The following is a 22,028-nucleotide window of genomic DNA, read 5'->3' on the forward strand; positions in this document are numbered from 1 at the left end:
CTCCAAGGAATGAAGGATCTCGAGCCGGAAAGATCCTTCAATTATTAAAGCACTATGCTTAATTATCAAGGGGGGACGTCCTGGGACCGCAGGCACCCTGCCCGCTCTTGAAAACTCTGACTACGCAGAAAAAGTGAATGCGGGCGAGGACGCCTGCGATCTCTGGAAACCTATCGCGCCGCCGTCTGCGCATAGGCGCTGCCGAAGCGATTGGCGAGGAAGGCCGAGAGCGCGATATCCTCCTGGCGGATGAAGCCCTTCTGCGGCAGTTCACCCTTGGCCAGCATGTCCAGCACGGCGCAAATGGCCGAGGCCGTCGTCACCTGGATGGCGCTGCGCAGGCGCGAGCCGACGCGGCGGTTGTAGATCTTGTTGGCATAGGTTTCCTGCACCAGATGGCCGTGGCGCTTGCCGCTGACGGTGACGAAGATCACCACCACGTCCTGGATCGTTGCCGGCAGGGCATTTTCGAGAATGTCCTTGAGCACGTCGCGGCGATGCCGGAGATCGAGGTCGTTGAGCAGCGCCTTCATGATCGCCGCATGGCCGGGATAGCGGATGGTACGGTAGTTCAACGTGCGCACCCGCCCCAGATAGGTTTCGCACAGGCTGCCGAGCCCGCCCGAGGTGTTGAAGGCCTCATAAGTGACGCCGTCGAGCGAGAATTCCTCGCGCTCCTCCATCGCCGGCACCTCGACGCGATGACCGTCGACGATCGCCTCGCAAGGCTCGCAATATTCGTTGATGACCCCGTCCGTCGACCAAGTCAGGTTGTAGTTGAGCGCGTTGGAGGGATATTGCGGCAGTGCGCCGACGCGCATGCGGATGGAATCGAGGCTGTCGAACTGCTGGGCGAGATCGTTGGCGACGATCGAGATGAAGCCGGGCGCCAGACCGCATTGGGGGATGAAGGCGCTCCTGGCCGAAGCCGCGAGGTCACGCACCCGGCGGGTCGAGGCGACGTCCTCGGTCAGGTCGAGATAATGAACGTTGGCGCGCGCCGCCGCCTCGGCGATACGGGTGGTGAGATGGAAGGGCGCGGCACTGAGCACGGCATAGGCACCGTCCAGGACGGTGCGCAGGGCTGCTCCGTCCTCGAGATCGAGTTCACGCTGCTCCACGCCCGCCGACAGTTCGGCGCCCTCCAGTTGCGCGGCCGACCGGTCGATCACCGTGACTTCATAGTCCCCGCTGACCGCCAGGATATCGGCGATGCATGCGCCGATCTTGCCTGCTCCCGCCACCACGATCTTGCGCATTGTCCGCCTCCCCTGCCGTGTTTCCCTGAGCAAAGCCTACGCCTGCCTCCCTGCTTTTCGAAGCCTGCATTTCGACGAAATGCCGAGCTATCTTTGCACAATGCCATCCGCTATATCGTCGTTATGACGACGCCCGCCGATGACGCCCTGATTGCCATCCTGCGCGAGAACGCCCGCGCCTCCACGGCCGAGATCGCCCGGCGCCTCGGCGTTTCCCGCACCACAGTGCAGAGCCGCCTGGCTCGTCTCGAACATCGCGGCGTGATCGCCGGCTACACCATCCGGCTTTCGGAGGAGCATACCCGTTCGCTGCTGCGCGCCCATGTGCTGCTCACCACCGTGCCCAAGCTGATTCGCCAGGTGGAGGCGGGCCTGCGCGAGATTCCGGCCGTACGCACGCTGCATTCGGTCAGCGGCAATTTCGACATGATCGCGGTGATCGAGGCTCGCTCGGTCGGCGAGCTCGACGAACTGGCCGATCGCATCGGCGCGCTGGAAGGCGTCGAGCGCACGTCGACCTCCCTCATCCTGTCGACGCGGATCGAACGCTAGGGCGTACCGAAAAGCGCGCGTCGATTCTCGGAAGAAATCATGCAATAACAATGATTTACGGCAACGGTCTCGATTTCGGAATCGAGTCCGGCCGTGTGAGGCGTGTCCCGGCACCGACGGATATTCGACGATCCGCGTTCAGTTTCGGTTCAGCCGCAATCGGGATGATGGCGGCCCAATCAAGAGAGGTCGCGATGCTCCTGCGCAAGAAACTGATCAGTCTGGCTGGTACGCTGATGCTCGCCGTCTCGCCCACGGCGATCGTGCTGGTGCAGGACGCGCTGGCGCAGGATGCCCAGGCGCCCACCACGGAAGCGCCCGCGCCGGGTGCCAAGCCCTCGATCGAGGACGTGCTGAAGCGCCACAAGAAGGGCGGCGGCCAGGATGGCGAGGGCGCGCCGGCAAAACGGGCAGCTCCCGCCGAATCGCAGGACCAGGACGGCGGTGCTCCGGCCGCCAAGCCGAAGCGGCAGAAGCCGAGCGCCGAGCAGGACGGCGCAGCATCCGGTTCAGGCGGCGACGAAGCGCCTGCCGCCAAGCCCCGCCGCCAGAAGCCGACCCCGGGGGCCGCCGGCCAGGACGCGCCCGGCGAACCCGCGCCCGGCGAAGCGCCCCCCGCTGCCAAGCCCAAGCGCCAGAAGCCGGCCGCCGATTCGGCCGGCCAGGAAGCTCCCGGCAAGCCAACCGCGGGAGAACCTGCACAGGAGGCCCCGGCTGCAAAGCCCAAGCGCCAAAAGCCCACAGCGCCTAGCGACACCACGGGACAAGACACGCCCGCAGCAAAACCCCGCACTCCCACCGAGCCGGATGCGGATCAAGGCAGCGGCGCGCCCGCGCAGACCAAGCCTGTCCAGCCCAAGCCTGTGCCCCAGCAGCCCACCGCCGGCGACGGCCAGCCGGGTGCAGGACCGGAAAACGGTGGCACGCCCGAACCGCGCGGCAAGCGTCGCGACCGCACCCAGGGCCAGCCCGGCACCGAGGGGGCGCCGCAGGGCCTCGACAACGGCCAGCCGGACAGCCGCCCCTTGGATGGTCGCCCCAGCGGTCGCAACCAGCTCCCCGGGCAAGGCGGGATTCCCCTGCCGGCCGACGGCCCACAACAGGGGCAGGAAGGCCGACCGGGCCTTCCGCCGCAGCCGGAGAACGGCAGCCAGCAAGGCCAGGGCCGCCCCCTGCAGGGTCCGGTCGACCGGGCAGCGGAGCAGCGCGCCATCGGCCTGCTGGGTGATGCCACGCCGCCCGATCGCCTCAACGACCAGCAATTGCGCCAGCGCCTCAACGTCTACCGCTCGGCCCTGTCAGCCGGCAACCTGTCGGAAGCCACCGAACAGGCCCTGATCCAGCGCCTGAACGGCGCGCGCGCCGCCCTGCGCAACCGCGTGGCCGACCAGGAATATGGCGGCGAACAGCAGCAGGGCCAGAGTGGGCAGGGTTCGCCCTTCGGCCGCTCCCAGTTCCGCCAGGGCTCGCCCCGGCCGCAGGACATCCCCGCCATCCTGGCGGACCGGCGCCCCTCCAACGTGCTGACCGTCGACCAGCTCAACCGGCGCATCCTGGTCTATCGCGATGCCGCCAACGACCAGCGCTACAACCCCGAGGACCGCGAGGCCTTCGCACAATATCTGCAGGACGATCGCAACGACCTGCGCCGCCGCCTGCTGAGCGATCGCGGCCAGCGCACCGATCGCCTACGGCGCTATGAAGGCGACGGGCGTTTCGACGTGGACATCAATCCGCGTGGACAGCGCTACCAGAGCGTCTGGGCCGCGGAAGTCGACGACGACCAGATCGAGCAGCAATTCGCCTCCCGTCCGCTCAAGCCGCTGCCGCGCCGCTATGCGCGGTCCGAATTCCTTGCCCAGCCCGAAGCGGTGATGGAACAGCCGGCCATCCGCCAGTCCATCCCCAGCGTGGAACTGGACACCATTCATTTCGGCTTCAACGAATCATTCGTGCGCGAGGAGGAGATCGCCAATCTCGACCGCATCGGCCGCATCATCGAGCGGATCGTGGCCGCCCATCCCAACGAGGTCTTCGTGATCGAGGGCAATACCGATGCGGTGGGCGACGATGCTTATAATCTGCGCCTGTCCAAGGAGCGGGCCGAGGCGGTGAAGCAGGCCCTGACCCAATATTACGTGATCGCGCCCGACAACCTGGTCACGGCGGGCCTCGGCGAGCGCTATCTCAAGATCCCGACGCCCGAGCCCGAGCAGGAGAATCGCCGCGTGACCCTGCGCCGCATCACGCCCCTGTTGCAGAACTGACGGCTACCATCACGATCGCGGCGCACATCCCTGTCGGATGCGCGCCGCTTTTGCTTGCCATCCTCGGCCCTTTCGCTTAAATCCCGCGGCGCGGTGACCGCAGGTCTCCGCATCTCCTCGCCTCATGCATGTAGCCACGGCCGGGACCGCATCCTGGCCCGCTTTTGTGCGGCGTCCCCTCATCGAGAGCGTCTTACCAACGTTCGAGAATTCATCGGAGCCTAGTGGCCGTATGTCCGGCAGCCCGCGTCCCCGTCTTGTCATGAAGTTTGGCGGCACCTCTGTCGCCACTGTCGAGCGCATCAAGAATGTGGCGCAGCATGTCAAACGCGAGGTTGCCGCCGGCTATGACGTGGCGGTGGTGGTCTCCGCCATGTCCGGCAAGACCAATGAGCTGGTCGGCTGGTGCAACGAGGCCTCGCCGCTGTATGACCAGCGCGAATACGACACCATCGTCGCTTCCGGCGAACAGGTGACCTCGGGCCTGCTCGCGCTGACGCTCACCAGCATCGGCATCAAGGCCCGTTCCTGGCAGGGCTGGCAGGTGCCGATCGAGACCTCGGCCGCCCACGGCTCCGCGCGCATCTCGGCGATCCCCTCCAAGAATCTCGATGACGGCTTTGCTGCCGGGGAAGTTGCGGTGATTTCCGGCTTCCAGGGCATCGAGCCCCTGAGCGGGCGCATCACCACGCTGGGACGCGGCGGTTCCGACACCTCGGCCGTCGCCATCGCCGGCGCGATCGGCGCCGAGCGCTGCGACATCTACACCGATGTCGACGGCGTCTACACCACCGATCCGCGCATCGTACCGAAGGCGCAGCGCATGGACCGCATCGCCTTCGAGGAAATGCTGGAAATGGCCTCCCTCGGCGCCAAGGTGCTGCAGGTGCGCTCGGTGGAGCTCGCCATGGTCCACAAGGTGAAAACCTATGTAAGATCGTCCTTCGACGATCCCGAAAACCCCAATCCCGGAACCCTGATCTGCGACGAGGAAGACATCATGGAACAGCAGGTTGTGACCGGCATCGCCTATTCGAAGGATGAAGCGCAGATCACCCTGCGCGACGTGGCCGACCGCCCGGGTGTCGCCGCCGCCATCTTCGTGCCCCTGGCCGACGCCAACATCAATGTCGACATGATCGTCCAGAACATTTCGGCCGACGGCGCTTCCACCGACATCACCTTCACCGTGCCACAGGCCGAGTTCCAGCGCGCCAAGGACGTGATCGACAAGGCCCGCAAGGACGTGGTGTGCGACAATGTCGAGACCAATATGGACGTCTCGAAGATTTCGGTGATCGGCATCGGCATGCGCAGCCATGCCGGCGTGGCGGCAACCTGCTTCCAGGCCCTTGCCGGCCGCGGCATCAATATCCGCGCCATCACCACCTCCGAGATCAAGATTTCGGTGCTGATCGATGCGGCCTATACCGAACTGGCGGTCCGCACGCTGCACACGCTCTACGGGCTCGACAAGGCCTGAGCAACCGCGCCTTGTTCTCACGACGACGGCACAGCGCCCCGATGACGCAGTGCCTGGCAGAAACGGAAATACTTCTTTCAATTTCCGTGAAATCTTGCGACAGAACAAAAAGTTAGTGCGTGCTTCGTTTGGATTCTCGCGCGAGGCACGCCCCCTATTCATTCTATGACCGGCCGCTTCGCCAGAACCGGCCGGCCCTCTGAGGCAGCGGACGGCCCCGGGTTCGCCGGGTCACCTGACCTGTCGAGGACATGGAGGCATCGGATGCGTGGCGCGATCGGCGGCCCGCGCCTGCTCCTCAAGCGGCTCCGCGAAGTCATGGCGGAGCCTGTTTCGGCGCAGGAGAGGCTGGACAAGACCGTGGTCTTGATCGCCGCGAACATGGTCGCGGAGGTCTGCTCGGTCTATGTCCTGCGCACCGACGGTACGCTCGAACTCTATGCCACCGAAGGCCTCAATCCGAACGCGGTGCATTTGACCACCATGCGCAAGGGCGAAGGCCTGGTCGGCCTCGTCGCCAAGGAAGCCGAGCCGGTCACCACCTCGGACGCGCAGCACCATCCCTTGTTCGCCTACAAGCCGGAAACGGGCGAAGAGATCTACAACGCCTTCCTCGGCGTGCCGATCCTGCGTGCCGGCGAGACGCTCGGCGTCCTCGTCGTGCAGAACAAGGCCCAGCGAGCCTATTCGGAAGAGGAGATCGAGGCGCTCGCCACGGTCGCCATGGTGCTGGCCGAGATGATCGCTTCCGGCGAGCTCCAGGCCCTGGCCCGCCCGGGCGCCGACCTCGCCAGCCGCCGTGCTTTGCAGCTGACCGGCGCACCGCTCTCCGAAGGCGTCGGGCTCGGCCATGTCGTGCTGCACGAGCCGCGGGTGGTGGTGAAGACCCTGATCGCCGACGATGTCGGCCGCGAGACCGATCGCCTCGACAATGCCATCGTCGGCCTGCGCGATGCGATCGACGCCATGCTCGACCGCGGCGACCTCGCCCGCGCCACCGAGACGCTCGACGTGCTCGAAGCCTATCGCATGTTCGCGCAGGATCGCGGCTGGATCACCAAGATGCGCGAGGTCATCGCCACCGGCGTCACCGCCGAGGCGGCGGTGCAGCGCGTGCAGTCCGATACGCGAGCACGCATGCAGCGCGTCGCCGATCCGATCCTGCGCGAGCGTCTCTACGATCTCGACGATCTCGCCAATCGCCTGCTGCGCCAGCTCACCGGCGACGGACATCACGTCCCCTCCGAGTCCATGCCCAAGGATGCAGTGCTGGTGGCGCGCTCGATGGGGCCGGCGGCCCTGCTCGACTATTCGCGCGACAACCTGCGCGGCCTCATTCTCGAGGAGGGCGGGCCGACCAGCCATGTCGCCATCGTGGCGCGGGCACTCGGCATTCCCACCGTGGGCGAGGTCGAGGGCATCACCAGCCTGGTCGAGCAGGGCGATGCCATCATCGTCGACGGCTCGGTCGGCGAAGTCCAGGTGCGCCCGGCCCCGGATGTCGAGCATGCCTATGCCGAGAAGGTGCGCTTCCGGGCCAAGCGCCAGGAGCAATATCTCGCCCTGCGCCACAAGCCCAGCCGCACCCGCGACGGCTGCGATATCAAGCTCTATATCAATGCCGGCCTCCTGGTCGACCTGCCGCACATCAAGGAAAGCGGCGCCGACGGCATCGGGCTGTTCCGCACCGAGCTGCAGTTCATGATCGCCTCGCAGTTCCCGCGCACCGGCGAGCAATATGCGCTCTACAAGGCCGTGTTGGAGGCTGCCGGCGACCGGCCGGTCACCTTCCGCACCCTCGATATCGGCGGCGACAAGGTGCTGCCCTATATGCACCAGATCGAGGAAGAGAACCCGGCGCTCGGCTGGCGCGCCATCCGCCTCGGCCTCGACCGTCCCGGCCTGATGCGCTCGCAGCTCCGCGCTTTGCTGCAGGCCGCCGCCGGGCGCGAGCTCAGGGTGATGTTCCCGATGATCTCGGCCTCCGAGGAATTCGACCAGGCGCGTCAAGTGGTGGAGCGCGAGATTACCTTCCTGCGCCGCCACGGCAAACCCCTGCCCGATCTCGTCAAGCTCGGCGCCATGGTGGAAGTGCCGAGCCTACTGTTCCAGCTCGACGAGATCCTGCAGCGCACCGATTTCCTGTCCGTCGGCTCGAACGATCTCTTCCAGTTCCTCTATGCGGTCGATCGCGGCAATGCGCGCGTGGCGGGCCGTTTCGACACGCTCTCACCTTCGGTGATGCGGGCCCTGAAGATGATCGCCGATAAATCCAACGCGGCCGGCGTGCCGGTGACGCTGTGCGGCGAGCTGGCCTCCAAGCCGCTGGAGGCGCTTGCCCTGATCGGCCTCGGCTTCCGGCAATTGTCGATGACGCCGTCGGCCATCGGCCCGGTCAAGGCCATGCTGCTCGAGATCGACGCAGCCGAGATCATGGAGCTCGTCGATCACCATCTCAAGCCGGAAGCGGACAGGCCGCTGCGCCTTGCTCTCAGGGAATTCGCCGCCGAACGCGGCATTCCGTTATAGCGAGGCTGCCCTGGGAGCGCGGACGTCCTCGTCCGCTTTTTCTCCCCATGCACATCGTTTCCAGATGCGGACAGGATGTCCGCGCTCCGACACTCCCAGGACCGCCCTATGCTTCCCCTCGACCGCCTTGATGCCCTGCTTCGCCGCCGCGATTTCGTCGAGGCCGAGCTCGCCTCCGGCCCGGACGCCGATACCTATGTGACCCTGGCGCGCGAACTTGCCGAGCTCGATCCCGTTGCCGCGCTCATCCGCGAATGGCAGGGCGCGCAGGACGAGTTGAAAGGCGTCGAGGCCATCATCGCCGAGCCGGCCATGGCCGGCGAGATGGCCGAGATGGCGGAGGAGGAGCGCAAGACTTTGCTCGAGCGCCTCGGCGAGTTGGAGACGGCGATCAAGCTTTCACTGCTGCCCAAGGATGCCGCCGACGAAAAATCCGCCATCCTGGAGGTGCGCGCCGGCACCGGCGGCGACGAAGCCTCGCTCTTCGCCGGCGATCTCCTGCGCATGTATATGCGCTATGCCGATCTCCAGGGCTGGAAGACCGAGATCCTGTCCGAATCCGAAGGCACCATGGGCGGCTACAAGGAAATCGCGCTGGCCATCAGGGGCAAGGGCGTGTTCGCCAAGCTGAAATTCGAATCCGGCGTGCATCGGGTGCAGCGCGTGCCGGTGACGGAAGCCGGCGGGCGCATCCACACCTCGGCTGCCACGGTCGCGGTCCTGCCCGAGGCCGAGGAGGTCGACATCGCCATTGAGGAGAAGGACCTCAAGGTCGACGTCTTCAGGGCCTCCGGCGCGGGCGGCCAGCACGTCAATACCACTGACAGCGCCGTGCGCATCACCCATCTGCCCACCGGTATCGCCGTGGCGGTGCAGGCAGAGCGCTCCCAGCACAAGAACCGGGCGCAGGCCATGGCGATGCTGCGCGCGCGCCTCTACGAAGCTGAACGCGAACGCGTCGACAGTGCCCGCGCCGCCGATCGGCGCGACCAGGTCGGTTCCGGCGACCGTTCCGAACGCATCCGCACCTATAATTTTCCGCAGGGACGCCTGACCGACCATCGCATCGGCCTCACCCTCTACAAGCTCGACCAGATCATCGCCGGCGACGCCCTCAATGAAGTGATCGACGCGCTGGTGACTGAGAACCAGGCGAGGCTCCTCGCCGCCAGCGAGGCAAGGGCGTGAGCACGCTCGGCGGCCTTTACCGGGAACTCCTCGCTGCCTTCCGCACTGCCGCACTGCCCACGCCCGAACTCGATGCCCGCTGGCTGGTGGCTGGAGCCACCGGCCTGCCGGCGACCGCAATCACGCTTTCCCCCGACGGCCCTGTGACGGTCGAGGCTGCGGAGAAGGCCCGCTCCTTCCAGGCCCGGCGCCTGCAGGGAGAACCGGTGGACCGTATCCTCGGGCACCGGGAGTTCTGGAGCCTGGAATTTCGCCTGGGCCCAGCCACGCTGTCGCCAAGGCCGGATACGGAGACGATCGTCGAGACCTGCCTGTCCCTCTTGCCCGACCGCGAAGCGGCCTACCGCCTGCTCGATCTCGGCACCGGCACCGGCGCCATCCTGATCGCCCTGCTGCATGAAAGACCGCGCGCGAGCGGGATCGGGATCGACCAGGCGGCCGACGCCCTGACGGTCGCAGGCCTGAATGCCACCGACAACGGCGTTGCCGATAGAGCCGATTTCCGGCTGGGAAACTGGATGGAGGGCCTGGAGGATGAAGTCGACCTCATCGTCTCCAACCCGCCCTATATCCCTTCCGCCGACATTGCCGGGCTGGAACCGGAGGTACGTGAGCATGATCCCCTGCTCGCGCTCGACGGCGGCCTCGACGGCCTCGATGCCTATCGCCTCATTGCCGCCGACGCCCCTCGCCTGCTGCGCTCCGGCGGGCTGCTGGTCTTCGAGCTCGGCATCGGCCAGGAAGAGGCTGTGGCCGGGCTGATGCGCCGTGCAGGCTTCGAGATGCTCGGTCCGGCGCGCAGGGACCTCGGGGGCGTTCCCCGCGCCTTGGCAGGCAGGTGGCCGGGGAACCCGCGACCGGCCTGATTTGCGCGGATATGCCTTCAACCCGCAGCCTCCCGCAGAAAGCGCTGGAGCCTCGGTACGCAGAAATCCAGGAATACCCTGACGCGATGGGGAATGTTGTCCCCGCCGAAGAAGAGGGCATGCATGTCCTCCTCATCCGGCGCGACGACGTCTGCAAGGATCTCGACGAGGCGCCCCGCCTTGAGATCGTCGCGTATATGATAATCGGCGAGGCGCGCCAGACCTATGCCTGCGACGGCCACGCGGCGCAGCGTCTCGCCATTGTTGGCAAGCAGGGTCGTGCGGACGGCGCGGTCCACGATACGACCGCTCTCGCTGAGCGGCCACACCGGCACAGCGCGGCGGAAACTGAAGCCCAGGCAATTGTGCCGCACGAGATCGTCGACTGATCGCGGCGTGCCGTGGCGGTCGAGATAGGCAGGAGCGGCGACGATCAGACGTCGCGAGGTGCCGATACGACGTGCCCGCAGGCGCGAATCGGGCAAGGCGCCCACACGGAAAGCGACGTCGATGCGCTCCAGATAGAGGTCGAGCTTTTCTTCCGAAAGCGCCAGGTCGACGGCAATCTCCGGATAGGCCTGCCAGAAGGCCGGCAGGATCGGCTCGATCGCCATTGCCCCGAAGGCCAGCGACGTCGTCACGCGCACGGTGCCGGTGGGCGTGACGGCTTGCCCGCTCAAATCCCGCTCGATCGCATCGAGATCGTCGATGACGGCGCCGCCGCGCTCGTAATAGGCCCGTCCCTCCTCGGTGAGAGACAGGCGCCTGGTGGAACGCTCGAACAAGCGCAATCCCAGGCGCGCCTCGATCCGCGCGATCAGCTTGCTCACAGTGGAGGGCGTCATGCGCAGCTGCCGGGCGGCACGCGAATAGCTGCCTGTTTCGACGACCAGCCGGAACACCTGCATTTCGCCGAAGCGATTGTCCATGGTCGGGCCTCTCTCATTGATGAAACGATTTCATAAATAAGGTGATCCCGGGCGCCTTTCCAGCGCTCGTCGACGAGCCCATTTCCATCCCGACTTCAGCAGCGGCCAGGCAGGGGGCTCCTGATCGAGCCACGGGCACGATCAGGCGGACTCCGCAGAATATCCAACCCCGCCTGGGCCGCGGCTGACTGGAACCGATGAAATCGAAAGTCGAGACGCAATGGATGCCATGGCCGTACAACCACGCACCCCCAACACCGATACACCTTCCAGCTTCTGGCCGTTGACGGCCCTGGCCATCGGGGCCTTCGGCATCGGCACCACCGAATTCTCGCCGATGGGCATGCTGCGCGACATCGCGCAGGGTGTCAGCGTCGACATCCCGACGGCTGGCCTGCTGATCAGCGCCTATGCCATCGGCGTGATGGCCGGTGCTCCCCTCATGACGCTGTTGCTGGCGCGTTTACGCAAACGCACGGCCCTGATCGCCTTGATGAGCATCTTCGCGCTCGGCAATCTGCTGGCCGCGATCGCACCGGGTTATTGGACCCTGATGGCCGCCCGCATCATCACCAGCCTCAATCACGGAGCCTTCTTCGGCCTGGGTTCCATCGTTGCTGCCAGCCTCGTGCCGCGTGAACGCCAGGCCAGCGCCATTGCCGCAATGTTCCTGGGCCTGACCATCGCCACTGTCGGCGGCGTACCGGCAGCCACCTGGATCGGCCAGGCCATCGGCTGGCGGCAGACCTTCGCAGCGACGGCCCTGCTCGGGCTGGTGGCCATCCTGGCGCTCTTCCTCGCCCTGCCGAAGGGGGAGCCCGGCCGCATGCCCGACATTCGCCGGGAGTTCGGCGCCATCGCCCAGCCCAGCGTGCTGACCGCCATGGCCGCGACCGTGATGGGAGCAGGTGCCATGTTCGTGCTCTATACCTATGTGACTTCGGTCCTGATCGAGATTACCCACGCCGGGGCCGGCTTCATCACCCTCGCCCTTGCCCTGATCGGCATCGGCCTGACCCTGGGCAACGCGCTGGGCGGGCGCCTGGCCGACTGGTCACTCGACGGTGCCGCCAGGCTCTCGCTCGCGGCCCTCGGCCTGATCATGGCTGTGTTGCCGCTCGCCCTGACCTCCCGCTATGGCGCCGCCATCGGCCTCATGGTCTGGGGCATGGCCGCCTTCGCCATCGTGCCGCCTCTGCAGATGCGGGTGATGCAAGTGGCATCGGCCGCGCCGGGCCTGGCCTCCTCGATCAATGTTGGCGCCTTCAATCTCGGCAACGCCCTTGGCGCGGCTATCGGCAGCGCGACCCTCAGCCTGGGCCTGGGCTATGCTGCCATTCCGATTGCCGGCGGATTGCTGGCCCTTGTCGGCCTCGCCCTCACCTTCGTCGGCACCGAGAAGGCAACCAAGCCGGAGGTTTGGTCCGACTGCCCCGACCCGACCTGAGGCCATTGCCGCGAGACAGGACCCGGGCACGGCGAGACCCAGGGCCTACCTGCTCCCTTGCTGTCTGGGCTTTCCGCCATTCTCGGCCTCGCAGCCAAAAGAAAACCCCGCCGAAGCGGGGTTTTCCGTATGTCTGATGGGGAAACGCCTCAGGCGGCGGCTTCCTCTTCTTCCTCGGTCGCATCGTCGAACTCGGCCTCGGCTTCCTTGGCACCACCGCGCTTGGGACCCTTGGCGAGATTGGCTTCGATCACCTTTACGGCCTCGGAATCGATGAGGTCGTCGACGGCGGCCAATTCGCGCGCCATACGATCGAGAGCCGCTTCATAGAGCTGACGCTCGGAATAGGACTGTTCGGGCTGAGCATCGGAGCGATAGAGATCGCGCACGACCTCGGCAATGGCGATCAGATCGCCCGAATTGATCTTGGCTTCGTATTCCTGCGCACGGCGCGACCACATGGTGCGCTTGATGCGGGCACGGCCCTTGAGCGTTTCGAGCGCCTTGGCGACCACGGCCGGTTCGGACAGCTTGCGCATGCCGACGGAAGCGATCTTGGTGGTGGGCACGCGCAGCGTCATCTTGTCCTTGGAGAAGGAAATCACGAACAGCTCAAGCTTGAAACCGGCTACTTCCTGCTCGTCGATCGACACGATTTTGCCGACGCCATGCGAGGGGTACACAATGCTCTCGCCCGTCTTGAAACCCTGCTTCGTGGACGTCTTCTTCGCTGTCGTCATGACGCTTCAACGCTCCTATCATTGGCGGATGCCGAATCGGCAGCCGCACCAAACCACGGGCAGGCTCACGCCTGTTGCCGCAAACACCATTCGACAGTGAAACCAGGCCAAAGCTTCAAGAGCCGCCGCGAGGAACGTCGAAATGAAGGACGGTCAAAAATTCCATGTATCTATCGGCGCTACCCGCACCGACCGACTGAGGTCCCTTGAAGCTGAGCACAAAAAAATTGCCCCTGTGCGGAGCAGCGGCGGGGTAACTCGGTCTCTCTCTTGACCATGCCCCTGTATATACCAAAAATCGGCAAAAATCAACGCTTTTACACGCCAAAACGGCGCGTAAAGCGCTCGTTAAGGTTGATACTGCGCGGTTTTTGTGAATAGCCGCTATGCAAAAAGCGCCGGGCGGTCCAAAGGGTGCCTCGACAGATGCCCGCTGCCGAAGCCCCTAAAACGGGCAGCCATGCTACCCGTGCAGGGGAAACCGAACCCTGTCGGATTCGGCCGGAATTTGCAATCAGGCGTCGCCCTGGCCCGGTTCCGGCGAGAGCAGCGGCAGCTTGTCCGGCTTGCCGTCCCACTCCTTGGCATCGGGAAAACCGTCACGCTTGACCGTGATGTTGGGCCAGCTCTGCGCGAATTTCGCATTCAGCTCGAGCCAGGCCTCCAGGCCCTTTTCGGTATCGGCCTTGATGGCATCCGCCGGACATTCGGGCTCGCAGACACCGCAATCGATGCATTCGTCGGGATGGATGACGAGAAAATTCTCACCCTCGTAGAAACAGTCCACCGGGCAGACTTCCACGCAGTCCATGTATTTGCACTTGATGCAGTTCTCAGTGACCACGTAGGTCATGCCAGAAAATCCCGAAAGTTTATAATCTTGCTAAAACTGCCTAGCCGAACTGCGCCGACGGTTCAAGGCGCGCTTGCACAGAGCAGCCATTCGCCGCGGTAGAGGCTTTGACTCAGTTCATCACAAACGGAGCACTGGACCTGTCCTCTACCCGGCCTGTCCTGCGTCTCCGGCGCCCGGCCGAGGCGAGAGCAAGGCGAGCTTGCCAAGCTCGCCGTCCCATTGTTTAGCATCCAATGGCGGCTCGCGCCGCGCCGTGATCTCCGGCCAGAGATGGGCATAGCGCGCGTTCAATTCAACCCAAGCCTCCAATCCGCGCTCCGCATCGGAGCGGATGGCATCCGCCGGACAGGCCGGTTCGCAGATGCCGCAATCGATGCATAATAGGGGATCGATGACGAGCATATTCTCGCCTTCCCGGAAGCAATCGACCGGGCACTCGGCCACGCAGTCCATATATTTGCATCTGATGCAGTTTTCGGTGACCACATAGGCCATGGCGCCGTTCCATCCGGAGAGAGCCCTCAGTGGAACGGCCGGTTATGGCGCGCCTAAGGCGCAATTGCGGTCACAAGAGATCGCGGGGGATTTTCTCGTACCAGCGGCGCTCGGCGGCCAGCTCGCCATTGGCTGAGGCCCTGAGTTCGCCCTCCAGGATGAAATCGGTGGCGGTCGCCTGCATCGCGGTCTTCACCTCGATGCGGATCTGCCAGCCCTCGCGCCCCATCTCATAGCTCTCGCTGAGGCGGTAGCGCGCACTGAGAGGGTCATCGCCCCTGACGGTCAGCTCGCGCCGGAGGCTGTGGGAGAGCGTGGTGTCGATCTCGTCGAAGCGCAGCACGCCCTCGCCGAACAGGCCGCCCTCCCCTTCCGTGACATAGGTAGCCGTATCCGTCAGCAGGTCGAGCGAGGTGGTACGCGCCATGCGGCCTTCGGCGACCTTGGTCGTCGGGGTGAGGGCAGCGCTCAGCGCCGGCTCGAAGGCAACGACGGGGTCGTTCGCGCGGGCCTGGCGCACCGGGAGGGCCAATCGGCCCGGGCAGCGCAGGGTGAGCGTCACCGGTTCGGGCGCCGGCCAGATCAGCGGCCAATAGGCGGTCGACAGGGCAAGCCGGAGGCGATGGCCCGGCGCGAGGGCATAGCCGCAATCGCTGAGCTTGAGGCGGATGGGATAGAAGCGGCCAGGCACCAGCGCCTCGGGCTCGGCATGGCTGTCGCGGTGGGTCAGGTTGAACACCGCATAGGCGATACGGCGCGAGGAGCCGTCCGGCGCAACGTCGCAGAGCCTGGCGCAGAGCTGGGCCAGGGGCTTGTCGGAAGCAATCTCGACCTCGATCTCCGGGGCGCCGAGCAGTTCGAGCCGTTCGGTCAGGACTTCGCCATCGAAACAGCAGGAGAAGGCGTCGTCATGGCGCTGATCGGCTGGCTCCTCGCCGGTGACGCCGGTACCCATCCATTCCCCGGCTGCCGCTCCCGTCCAGGCCGGCGAGGTGAAGGCGATCTCGCTGGCCGGTCCAGCTTCAACCGCCAGGGTGCCCGGCGCCAGATGGACGGTCTTGGCGACGATCGCCGGCGAAGGCCATGTCGCCTCGCCGACGAAGCGGCCAGGCACCGGATCGCGACGACCAGGCGGCGTCCACTCCTCGACGAAAGCCCGCATCATCGGTTCGGCCATGATGCCGCGATCCGTCCCCTTCAGCCAGTGATCCCACCAGCGGGTTGCTTCCTGCAGGAAGCCGATGGCCGGCCCCGGCACGCCGTCCTGCGGATAGATATGGGCCCAGGGCCCAATCAGGCCGAGCCTGGGTACGGTGAGGCCCTCGAGCAGGCGGGGAATGGCATTCGTATAGGCATCGCCCCAGCCCCCGACGGCGAAGACCGGGCATTGTACCGCCGAGAAATCCTCGCAGATCGAACCGTGCCGCCAATAGGCGTCGCGCCTCTGATGCGCGAGCCAGAGCGCCGGGAAGAAGGGCAGATGGTCGAGGCGGTACTGCCATTGCGCTCGCCAGGCCTCGCCGACCAGCGCCGGATCGGCCGGCCTGGCCTGATAGGCCAGCATGATCGAGCCCCACCACAGATTGTCGTTGAGCAAGGTGCCGCCCATGAAATGGATGTCGTCGGCGTAACGGTCATCGGTGGAGCAGACGGTGATGATGGCCTTGAGGGCCGGCGGGTTGAGCGCCGCGACCTGCAGGCAATTGAAGCCGCCCCAGCTCTTGCCCATCATGCCGACGGAGCCCGAGCACCAGGGCTGGGCCGCGAGCCAGGCGATCACCTCGCAGGCATCGTCGAGTTCGCGCTGCAGATATTCATCCTCGAGCAGGCCGTCGGACTCGCCGCTGCCGCGCATGTCGACGCGGATGGCGGCATAGCCATTGGCTGCGAACCAGCCATGCATCGGCTCGTCCCGCCCGCGCGTGCCGTCGCGCTTGCGGTAGGGGATATATTCGAGGATCGCCGGCACCGGCTTGGCTTCGGCATCCTCGGGCAGCCACAGGCGCGCGGCAAGCCGGGTACCATCGGCGAGGGGAATGAAGAAATGTTCGATCGTGCGGACTGGGGACATTGGAAAATACTTCAAGAAAAACGAACGAAAGGGCCGGTCAGAAGACCGGCCCTTTCAACGAACCATTGGATCACGCCACCTTGCGGCTGGCGAGAATATTGTCGAGCCAATGCGTATCCATCTCCGGCACGGAGCTGATCAGTTTCTCCGTATAGGGATGGAACGGCGGGGCGAAGATATCCGCCGTCGGCCCCTGGGCGATGATCTCGCCCTTGAACATCACCGCCGTGCGATGGGCGATGCGGCGCACCGTGCCGAGATCGTGGGTGATGAAGATGTAGGCGAGGCCGAGATCGTCCTGCAGCTTCTTGAGGAGCTTGAGCACGTCCTCCGCCACCAGCGGGTCGAGCGCGGAGGTCGGCTCGTCGCAGATGATCACCTCCGGCTCGGCGGCGAGGGCGCGGGCGATACACACACGCTGCTTCTGCCCGCCCGAAAGCTGGCCGGGCCGGCGATCCGCGAACTCCTCCGGCAGGCCGACCTGCCGCAGCAGTTCGAGCACGCGCTTGCGCACGTCGCCGGCCGAGCGGTTGAAGTAGAAGCTCACCGGGCGCCCGATGATCTGCCCCAGGGTCTGGCGCGGATTGAGCGCCACATCCGGCATCTGGTGCACCATCTGCAGGCGTCGCAGGATGTCCTTGCTGCGCTGGGGCAGTGCCGGCGGCAGGGTCTTGCCGTTCAGCGAGACATCGCCCTCCCAGCGCGGCAGCAGGCCGACAATGATGCGCGCGATCGTGCTCTTGCCGGAACCGGACTCGCCCACCACCGCCAGCGTCTCGCCTTTGGCGAGCTTGAAGGAGGCGTTCTTGACGATGGCAACCGGGCCATAGCCAGCGGTGACGTTGGTCATGGAGAGTACGGGCTCGGCGCCCTCCGCCGGCGCGGTCAGCTGGAGATGCTCGGCCTCGCGCCGCTCGTTCACCAGAGCGCGGGCATAGTCGGTCCGCGGCGCCTCCAGTACCTGCTGGGCTTCGCCGACCTCGACGGTCTTGCCATGGCGCAACACCATGATGCGATGGGCGATCTGGGCCACCACGGCAAGGTCATGCGTGATGTAGAGGCCGGCCGTGCCGAATTCCCGGATGAGGTCGCGCAAGAGCGCCAGCACCTCGATCTGGGTGGTGACGTCGAGCGCCGTGGTCGGCTCGTCCAGCACGATCACATCGGGCCGGCAGCTCATCGCCATCGCGGCCATGGCACGCTGGAGCTGGCCGCCCGAGACCTGGTGGGGGTAACGATCGCCGATCGTGTCGGGATTGGGCAGCTGCAGGATGCGGAAAAGCTTGCGGGCATAGGCTTCCGCTTCCGGCCGCGTCATCACGCCATGCACGACCGGCGCCTCGCAGACCTGGTCCATCAGCGTCATGGCCGGGTTGAAGGAGGCGGCGGCGCTCTGGGCTATATAGGCGATGCTCTTGCCACGGAAATTACGGCGCTGCGCGGCGGTGGAGGCGCGCAGCTCGGTACCGTCGAGCTTGATCGAGCCGCCGGTGATGCGCATGCCGGCCCGTGCATAGGCCATCGACGCCAGGCCGATGGTCGACTTGCCGGCACCGGATTCGCCGATGAGGCCGAGGATTTCGCCCCGCCGCAGCGTCACGTCGACATTGTCGACGAGAACGCGGCCGGTGATGGTCTCGACCCTGAGCTTTTCGAGTTCGAGGATCAGATCGGAAGAGGTCTTGTCGTTTGCCATCTCAGCCCCCTTACATTTCCGCCTGCGCGCCGGACGGGCGGGCATCGATCGACAGGAACCAATCGACCACCAGATTGATGCCGATGGTGAGGAGAGCAATGGCGGCAGCCGGATAAAGGGCCGCTGCCCGCCCGAGCTTGAGGCTGGTGATGTTGTCGCGCACCATGCCGCCCCAGTCCGCATAGGGCAGGGGCACGCCGAGGCCGATGAAGCTCAGCGCGGCGATGAACAGGAAGTTGAAGCAGAAGCGCAGGCCGAACTCCGACATCAGCGGTGCTGCGGCATTGGGCAGGATCTCGCGCCAGACCACCCACCAGATGCCCTCGCCGCGCAGCCTGGCCACCTCGACGAAATCGAGCGAGGCGAGGTTCATGCCGAGCGCGCGGGCGAGACGATAGACGCGGCTGGAATCGAGGAAGGCGATGGTCAGCACCAGCGAAGTCAGGGTCTGGCCGAAGATCGACAGAATGATCAGCGCCCAGATCAGCAGCGGCACCGACATGACGATGTCGACGGTTCGCGAGAGCACGGCATCGATCCAGCGCCCCGTCACGGCCGCTACCAGGCCGAGCGTGATGCCGATGGCGAAGGACAGGATGGTGGTGACCAGGGCGATGCCGATGGTGAGGCGGGCGCCGTAGATCAGGCGGGTGAGCATGTCGCGGCCGATCTGGTCGGTCCCCAGCCAGCTGGTCGCTGAAATCGTCGCCCAGGTCTTGCCGACGGTCTGCGTCTCCGAATAGGGCGCGAGCCAAGGGCCGGCTATGGCGACGACGACATTGAGCGCGATGATGAACAGGCCGATGACGGCGGTGAGCGGCGCCTTGTGTCCGAAAATGACCATGCTGCCCTCTCTACCGGGGATGCCGCAGACGCGGATTGAGGATGATCGCCAGCACGTCGGCAATCGTATTGAGGATGATGAACACGGCCGCAAACAGGATGCCGCAGGCCAGGATCGCCGGCACGTCGCGCTTGGTCACCGCGTCGATCATGTATTGGCCGACGCCAGGATAGGTGAACACCTTCTCGATGACGACCACGCCGACCACCAGATAGGCGATGTTCAGGGCCACCACCGAGATGATCGGCGAGGCCGCGTTCGGCAGCGCATGCTTGGTGACGACGCGGGCCCGCGTCAGGCCCTTGAGGAAGCCCATTTCGACATAGGGCGTCGACATGATCGACAGCACCGAATTGCGCGTCATGCGCATCATATGCGCGGTGACCAGGCAGGTCAGCGCCACCGCCGGCAGGAAAGTCACGTAGAGGCGCGTGAAAAAGCCCATGTCGGGGTTGACGGCCGCCAGAGGCGGGAACCAGCGCCAATAACCGGCGAAGAGCAGGATCAGCACGCCGCCGATGAAGAACTCCGGCAGCGAGATGGCGATCAGCGCCAGCACGTTGGCGGCCCGGTCAGCCAGACGTCCCTCGGTGATGGCGCAGGTGATGCCGGTGATGACCGCGAGCGGCACGGCGATCACGGCGGCGTAGCAGGCCAGGAACAGCGTGTTGGTGAAACGCGGCCACAGATCGTTCACGATGACGTTCTGGTTGGTATAGGACCGGCCGAAATCAAAATGGGTGATGATGTTCCACAGCCAGCTCAGATAGCGCTGCCAGGCCGGCACATCGAGGCCAATGCTGCGTTCGAAAGCGGCTTTGGTTTCCGCCGTTGCGGCCTGGCCGAGCACGGCATCCGCCGCATTTCCCTGCAGGTTGAGGGTTAGAATAAACAAGATGAGGGAGATGGCGAAGAGCGTCGCCACCCCCTGGACGATGCGCCAACCGATAAGACGTCCCACAATGTGCCCTTTCGACCTGTTGCCGACGGAGGCCGGGCACGCTGCAGTTCCCCCCGCACGCGCCCGTCCCTCTGCAGTATGAAAGGAAAAGAGCGAGGCGCCTCACGCGCGTCGCCCCCGACACGCCCTGCGGTCTGGCGGCTACGCCAGGATTCGCAAGGACACGTCGAAACAAGGAGCAGGGGCGAAGCAGCGTTTGTCGCCAAACGCCCCCGGCTCCAGAGCTCTCAGGCGAACCAGCCCTTTTCGGCGACACGCTGGTCGCACATGTCGTAGCGCGGATGCGGCGCCGTCCCCATGATCTTCTTGGAGTAGGCGTCGAGATAATCGCCGACCGCGTAGCAGACCATGCCGCCATCGTCGTGGATCATCTTCTGGCATTCCGAGTAGATCTGTGCGCGCTTGGCATCGTCGGTCTCGACGCGGGCGGAGATCAAGAGCTTGTCGAATTCCGGCCGCTTCCAATGGGTGTCGTTCCAATTGGCGGTGGACAGGAAGGTCTGCGACAGCTGCAGATCGATGTTGGGGCGCCCGCCCCAGTAGACTGCGCAGAAGGGTTCCTTCAGCCAGATATTCGACCAGTACCCATCGCCCGAAACGCGCGTGACGGTCAGGTCGATGCCCGCCTGCTTCATGGCTTCCTGGTAGAGCAAGCCAGCGTCGGTTGCGCCGTTATAAGCGCCTTCCGAAACCTTGAGTTCCAGCTTGGGGCTGCCGGCCTTCTTGTAGTGGAAGGCGGCTTTCTCCGGATCGTAGGGCGTCTGCGGCACGTCCTTGGCATAGTATTTGTGCGACGGGCTGATGGTGGTGTCGTTGCCGACGGTGGCATAGCCCTGGTAGACGGTGTCGACGATCTTCTTGCGGTCCATGCCGTATTTGAGCGCCCAGCGCAGGTCCGCATTGGTATAGGGGTCGGTGTCGCATAGCGCCACGAAGGCAAAGCGGTTGCCGGTGCCCTTGCTCTGCACCACGCTCACGTCGGGCGAGGAGGTCACGATGTCCATGGTCTTGGCATCGAGACGGTTGATGGCATCGACCTGGCCTGAGATCAGGGCCTGCAGGCGCGACGCCTGGTCCTGGATGTATTGCAGCTCGATACCATCGAAATTGCCGCGTCCAGGCTTCCAGTAATTGCCGGTGTTCTTGGTGACCACGCGCACGCCGGGCTCGAACACTTCGAGCTTGTAGGCACCGGTGCCGACCAGCTTGGAGAAGTCACTATAGCCGTTGGGCACGCACAGGACGTGATAATCGGAAAGGTTGTAGGGCAGGTCGAGATTGCCCTCGGACAAGGTGATCTGAATCTGGTTGGCGCTGAGCTTCTTGACGTCGGTGATCGAGCTCAGCAGATCCTTGGCGGCGGACTTGGTGTCGCCGCGATGCAGGTTGATCGAATAGATCGCATCATCGGCATCGAGCGTCTTGCCATTGTGGAACGTCACGTCCTTGCGGATGTTGAAGATCCATTCCTTGGCGCCGGGCTTGTATTCCCAGCTTTCGAACAACTCGCCCTTGGGCAGTCCGTCATCGCCGATTTCGACGAACCCGTTGCAGATCTGGTAGCCGTAGGAAATCGGCACGGAATCGGCATAGGTGCGAGGATCGAGACTGTCGGAGGCCGAACCGCCCTCCATGCCCAGCTTCAAGGTGCCGCCCTTCTTGGGGGTATCAGCCGCCAGGGCCGAGCCGCCGAGCGCGCCCAGGCCACCAAGGCTCAAACCGAGCGCAGCAGCGCTCTTCATCAATTCGCGGCGGTCGAGGATCAGGCCCGATCCCTGCGTAAAGTTCTTACCCGTCATGTCAATGTTCCCTGCGGCTCGCCTGTATGGAATTTGCGCTCGTTGC

17 protein-coding genes are annotated in these 22,028 nt (G+C 65.2%); 7 read left to right on the plus strand and 10 right to left on the minus strand.

Features of this window, described 5'->3' with window-relative positions:
- Positions 1-170 precede the first annotated feature (170 nt).
- Positions 171-1,259 (minus strand): saccharopine dehydrogenase family protein, encoded by a 1,089-nt coding sequence (locus tag ABXS05_RS17755; RefSeq protein WP_311937392.1) that lies wholly within the window; start codon positions 1,257-1,259, stop codon positions 171-173.
- A gap of 123 nt (positions 1,260-1,382) precedes the next feature.
- On the opposite strand from ABXS05_RS17755, the gene ABXS05_RS17760 reads away from it, so the two are divergent.
- The 6 genes from ABXS05_RS17760 (at position 1,383) to prmC (ending at position 10,144) form a co-directional block, all read left to right on the plus strand.
- A complete protein-coding gene (locus ABXS05_RS17760; RefSeq protein WP_068293722.1) occupies positions 1,383-1,811 on the plus strand; it encodes an Lrp/AsnC family transcriptional regulator in 429 nt (142 codons plus the stop codon).
- A gap of 194 nt (positions 1,812-2,005) precedes the next feature.
- Complete coding sequence (locus tag ABXS05_RS17765; RefSeq protein WP_367624853.1) at positions 2,006-4,078, plus strand: OmpA family protein; 2,073 nt, start codon at positions 2,006-2,008, stop codon at positions 4,076-4,078.
- 232 nt (positions 4,079-4,310) lie between these two features.
- Positions 4,311-5,561, plus strand: a complete 1,251-nt coding sequence (locus ABXS05_RS17770) for an aspartate kinase (RefSeq protein WP_245314937.1) — start codon at positions 4,311-4,313, stop codon at positions 5,559-5,561.
- 264 nt (positions 5,562-5,825) lie between these two features.
- Positions 5,826-8,090: a phosphoenolpyruvate--protein phosphotransferase gene (gene ptsP, locus ABXS05_RS17775; RefSeq protein ID WP_367624854.1), complete on the plus strand. Its 2,265-nt coding sequence runs from the start codon at positions 5,826-5,828 to the stop codon at positions 8,088-8,090.
- A gap of 108 nt (positions 8,091-8,198) precedes the next feature.
- Complete coding sequence (gene prfA, locus ABXS05_RS17780) at positions 8,199-9,278, plus strand: peptide chain release factor 1 (RefSeq protein ID WP_367624855.1); 1,080 nt, start codon at positions 8,199-8,201, stop codon at positions 9,276-9,278.
- Positions 9,275-10,144, plus strand: a complete 870-nt coding sequence (prmC, locus tag ABXS05_RS17785) for a peptide chain release factor N(5)-glutamine methyltransferase (protein WP_367624856.1) — start codon at positions 9,275-9,277, stop codon at positions 10,142-10,144. The genes prfA and prmC overlap by 4 nt, the downstream gene beginning before the upstream one ends.
- A gap of 17 nt (positions 10,145-10,161) precedes the next feature.
- Here prmC and ABXS05_RS17790 read toward each other — a convergent pair whose 3' ends face one another.
- Positions 10,162-11,073: a LysR family transcriptional regulator gene (locus tag ABXS05_RS17790; RefSeq protein WP_367624857.1), complete on the minus strand. Its 912-nt coding sequence runs from the start codon at positions 11,071-11,073 to the stop codon at positions 10,162-10,164.
- Positions 11,074-11,302: 229 nt separating this feature from the next.
- On the opposite strand from ABXS05_RS17790, the gene ABXS05_RS17795 reads away from it, so the two are divergent.
- Complete coding sequence (locus ABXS05_RS17795; RefSeq protein ID WP_367624858.1) at positions 11,303-12,520, plus strand: MFS transporter; 1,218 nt, start codon at positions 11,303-11,305, stop codon at positions 12,518-12,520.
- 149 nt (positions 12,521-12,669) lie between these two features.
- Here ABXS05_RS17795 and ABXS05_RS17800 read toward each other — a convergent pair whose 3' ends face one another.
- The 8 genes from ABXS05_RS17800 to ABXS05_RS17835 all read right to left on the minus strand — a co-directional run bounded on the left by ABXS05_RS17800 (position 12,670) and on the right by ABXS05_RS17835 (position 21,982).
- Positions 12,670-13,260, minus strand: a complete 591-nt coding sequence (locus ABXS05_RS17800; protein ID WP_367624859.1) for a CarD family transcriptional regulator — start codon at positions 13,258-13,260, stop codon at positions 12,670-12,672.
- Between the two features lie 514 nt (positions 13,261-13,774).
- Positions 13,775-14,113 carry a ferredoxin FdxA gene (fdxA, locus tag ABXS05_RS17805; RefSeq protein ID WP_311937414.1) on the minus strand — a complete coding sequence of 113 codons (339 nt, stop codon included), beginning with the start codon at positions 14,111-14,113 and terminating at the stop codon, positions 13,775-13,777.
- Between the two features lie 147 nt (positions 14,114-14,260).
- Complete coding sequence (fdxA, locus tag ABXS05_RS17810; RefSeq protein ID WP_367624860.1) at positions 14,261-14,611, minus strand: ferredoxin FdxA; 351 nt, start codon at positions 14,609-14,611, stop codon at positions 14,261-14,263.
- A gap of 70 nt (positions 14,612-14,681) precedes the next feature.
- Positions 14,682-16,682 carry a CocE/NonD family hydrolase gene (locus tag ABXS05_RS17815; RefSeq protein ID WP_367624861.1) on the minus strand — a complete coding sequence of 667 codons (2,001 nt, stop codon included), beginning with the start codon at positions 16,680-16,682 and terminating at the stop codon, positions 14,682-14,684.
- Between the two features lie 70 nt (positions 16,683-16,752).
- Complete coding sequence (locus tag ABXS05_RS17820; protein WP_311937422.1) at positions 16,753-18,378, minus strand: ABC transporter ATP-binding protein; 1,626 nt, start codon at positions 18,376-18,378, stop codon at positions 16,753-16,755.
- A 10-nt stretch (positions 18,379-18,388) separates the two neighbouring features.
- Positions 18,389-19,222, minus strand: coding sequence for an ABC transporter permease (locus tag ABXS05_RS17825; protein WP_068293556.1), 834 nt, complete (start codon positions 19,220-19,222; stop codon positions 18,389-18,391).
- A gap of 10 nt (positions 19,223-19,232) precedes the next feature.
- Positions 19,233-20,183: an ABC transporter permease gene (locus tag ABXS05_RS17830; RefSeq protein WP_311937427.1), complete on the minus strand. Its 951-nt coding sequence runs from the start codon at positions 20,181-20,183 to the stop codon at positions 19,233-19,235.
- Positions 20,184-20,410: 227 nt separating this feature from the next.
- Positions 20,411-21,982, minus strand: a complete 1,572-nt coding sequence (locus tag ABXS05_RS17835; protein ID WP_311937430.1) for an ABC transporter substrate-binding protein — start codon at positions 21,980-21,982, stop codon at positions 20,411-20,413.
- Positions 21,983-22,028 lie beyond the last annotated feature (46 nt).

It is taken from the genome of Labrys neptuniae (assembly GCF_040797145.1).
In the GTDB taxonomy this organism is placed as follows: domain Bacteria; phylum Pseudomonadota; class Alphaproteobacteria; order Rhizobiales; family Labraceae; genus Labrys; species Labrys neptuniae.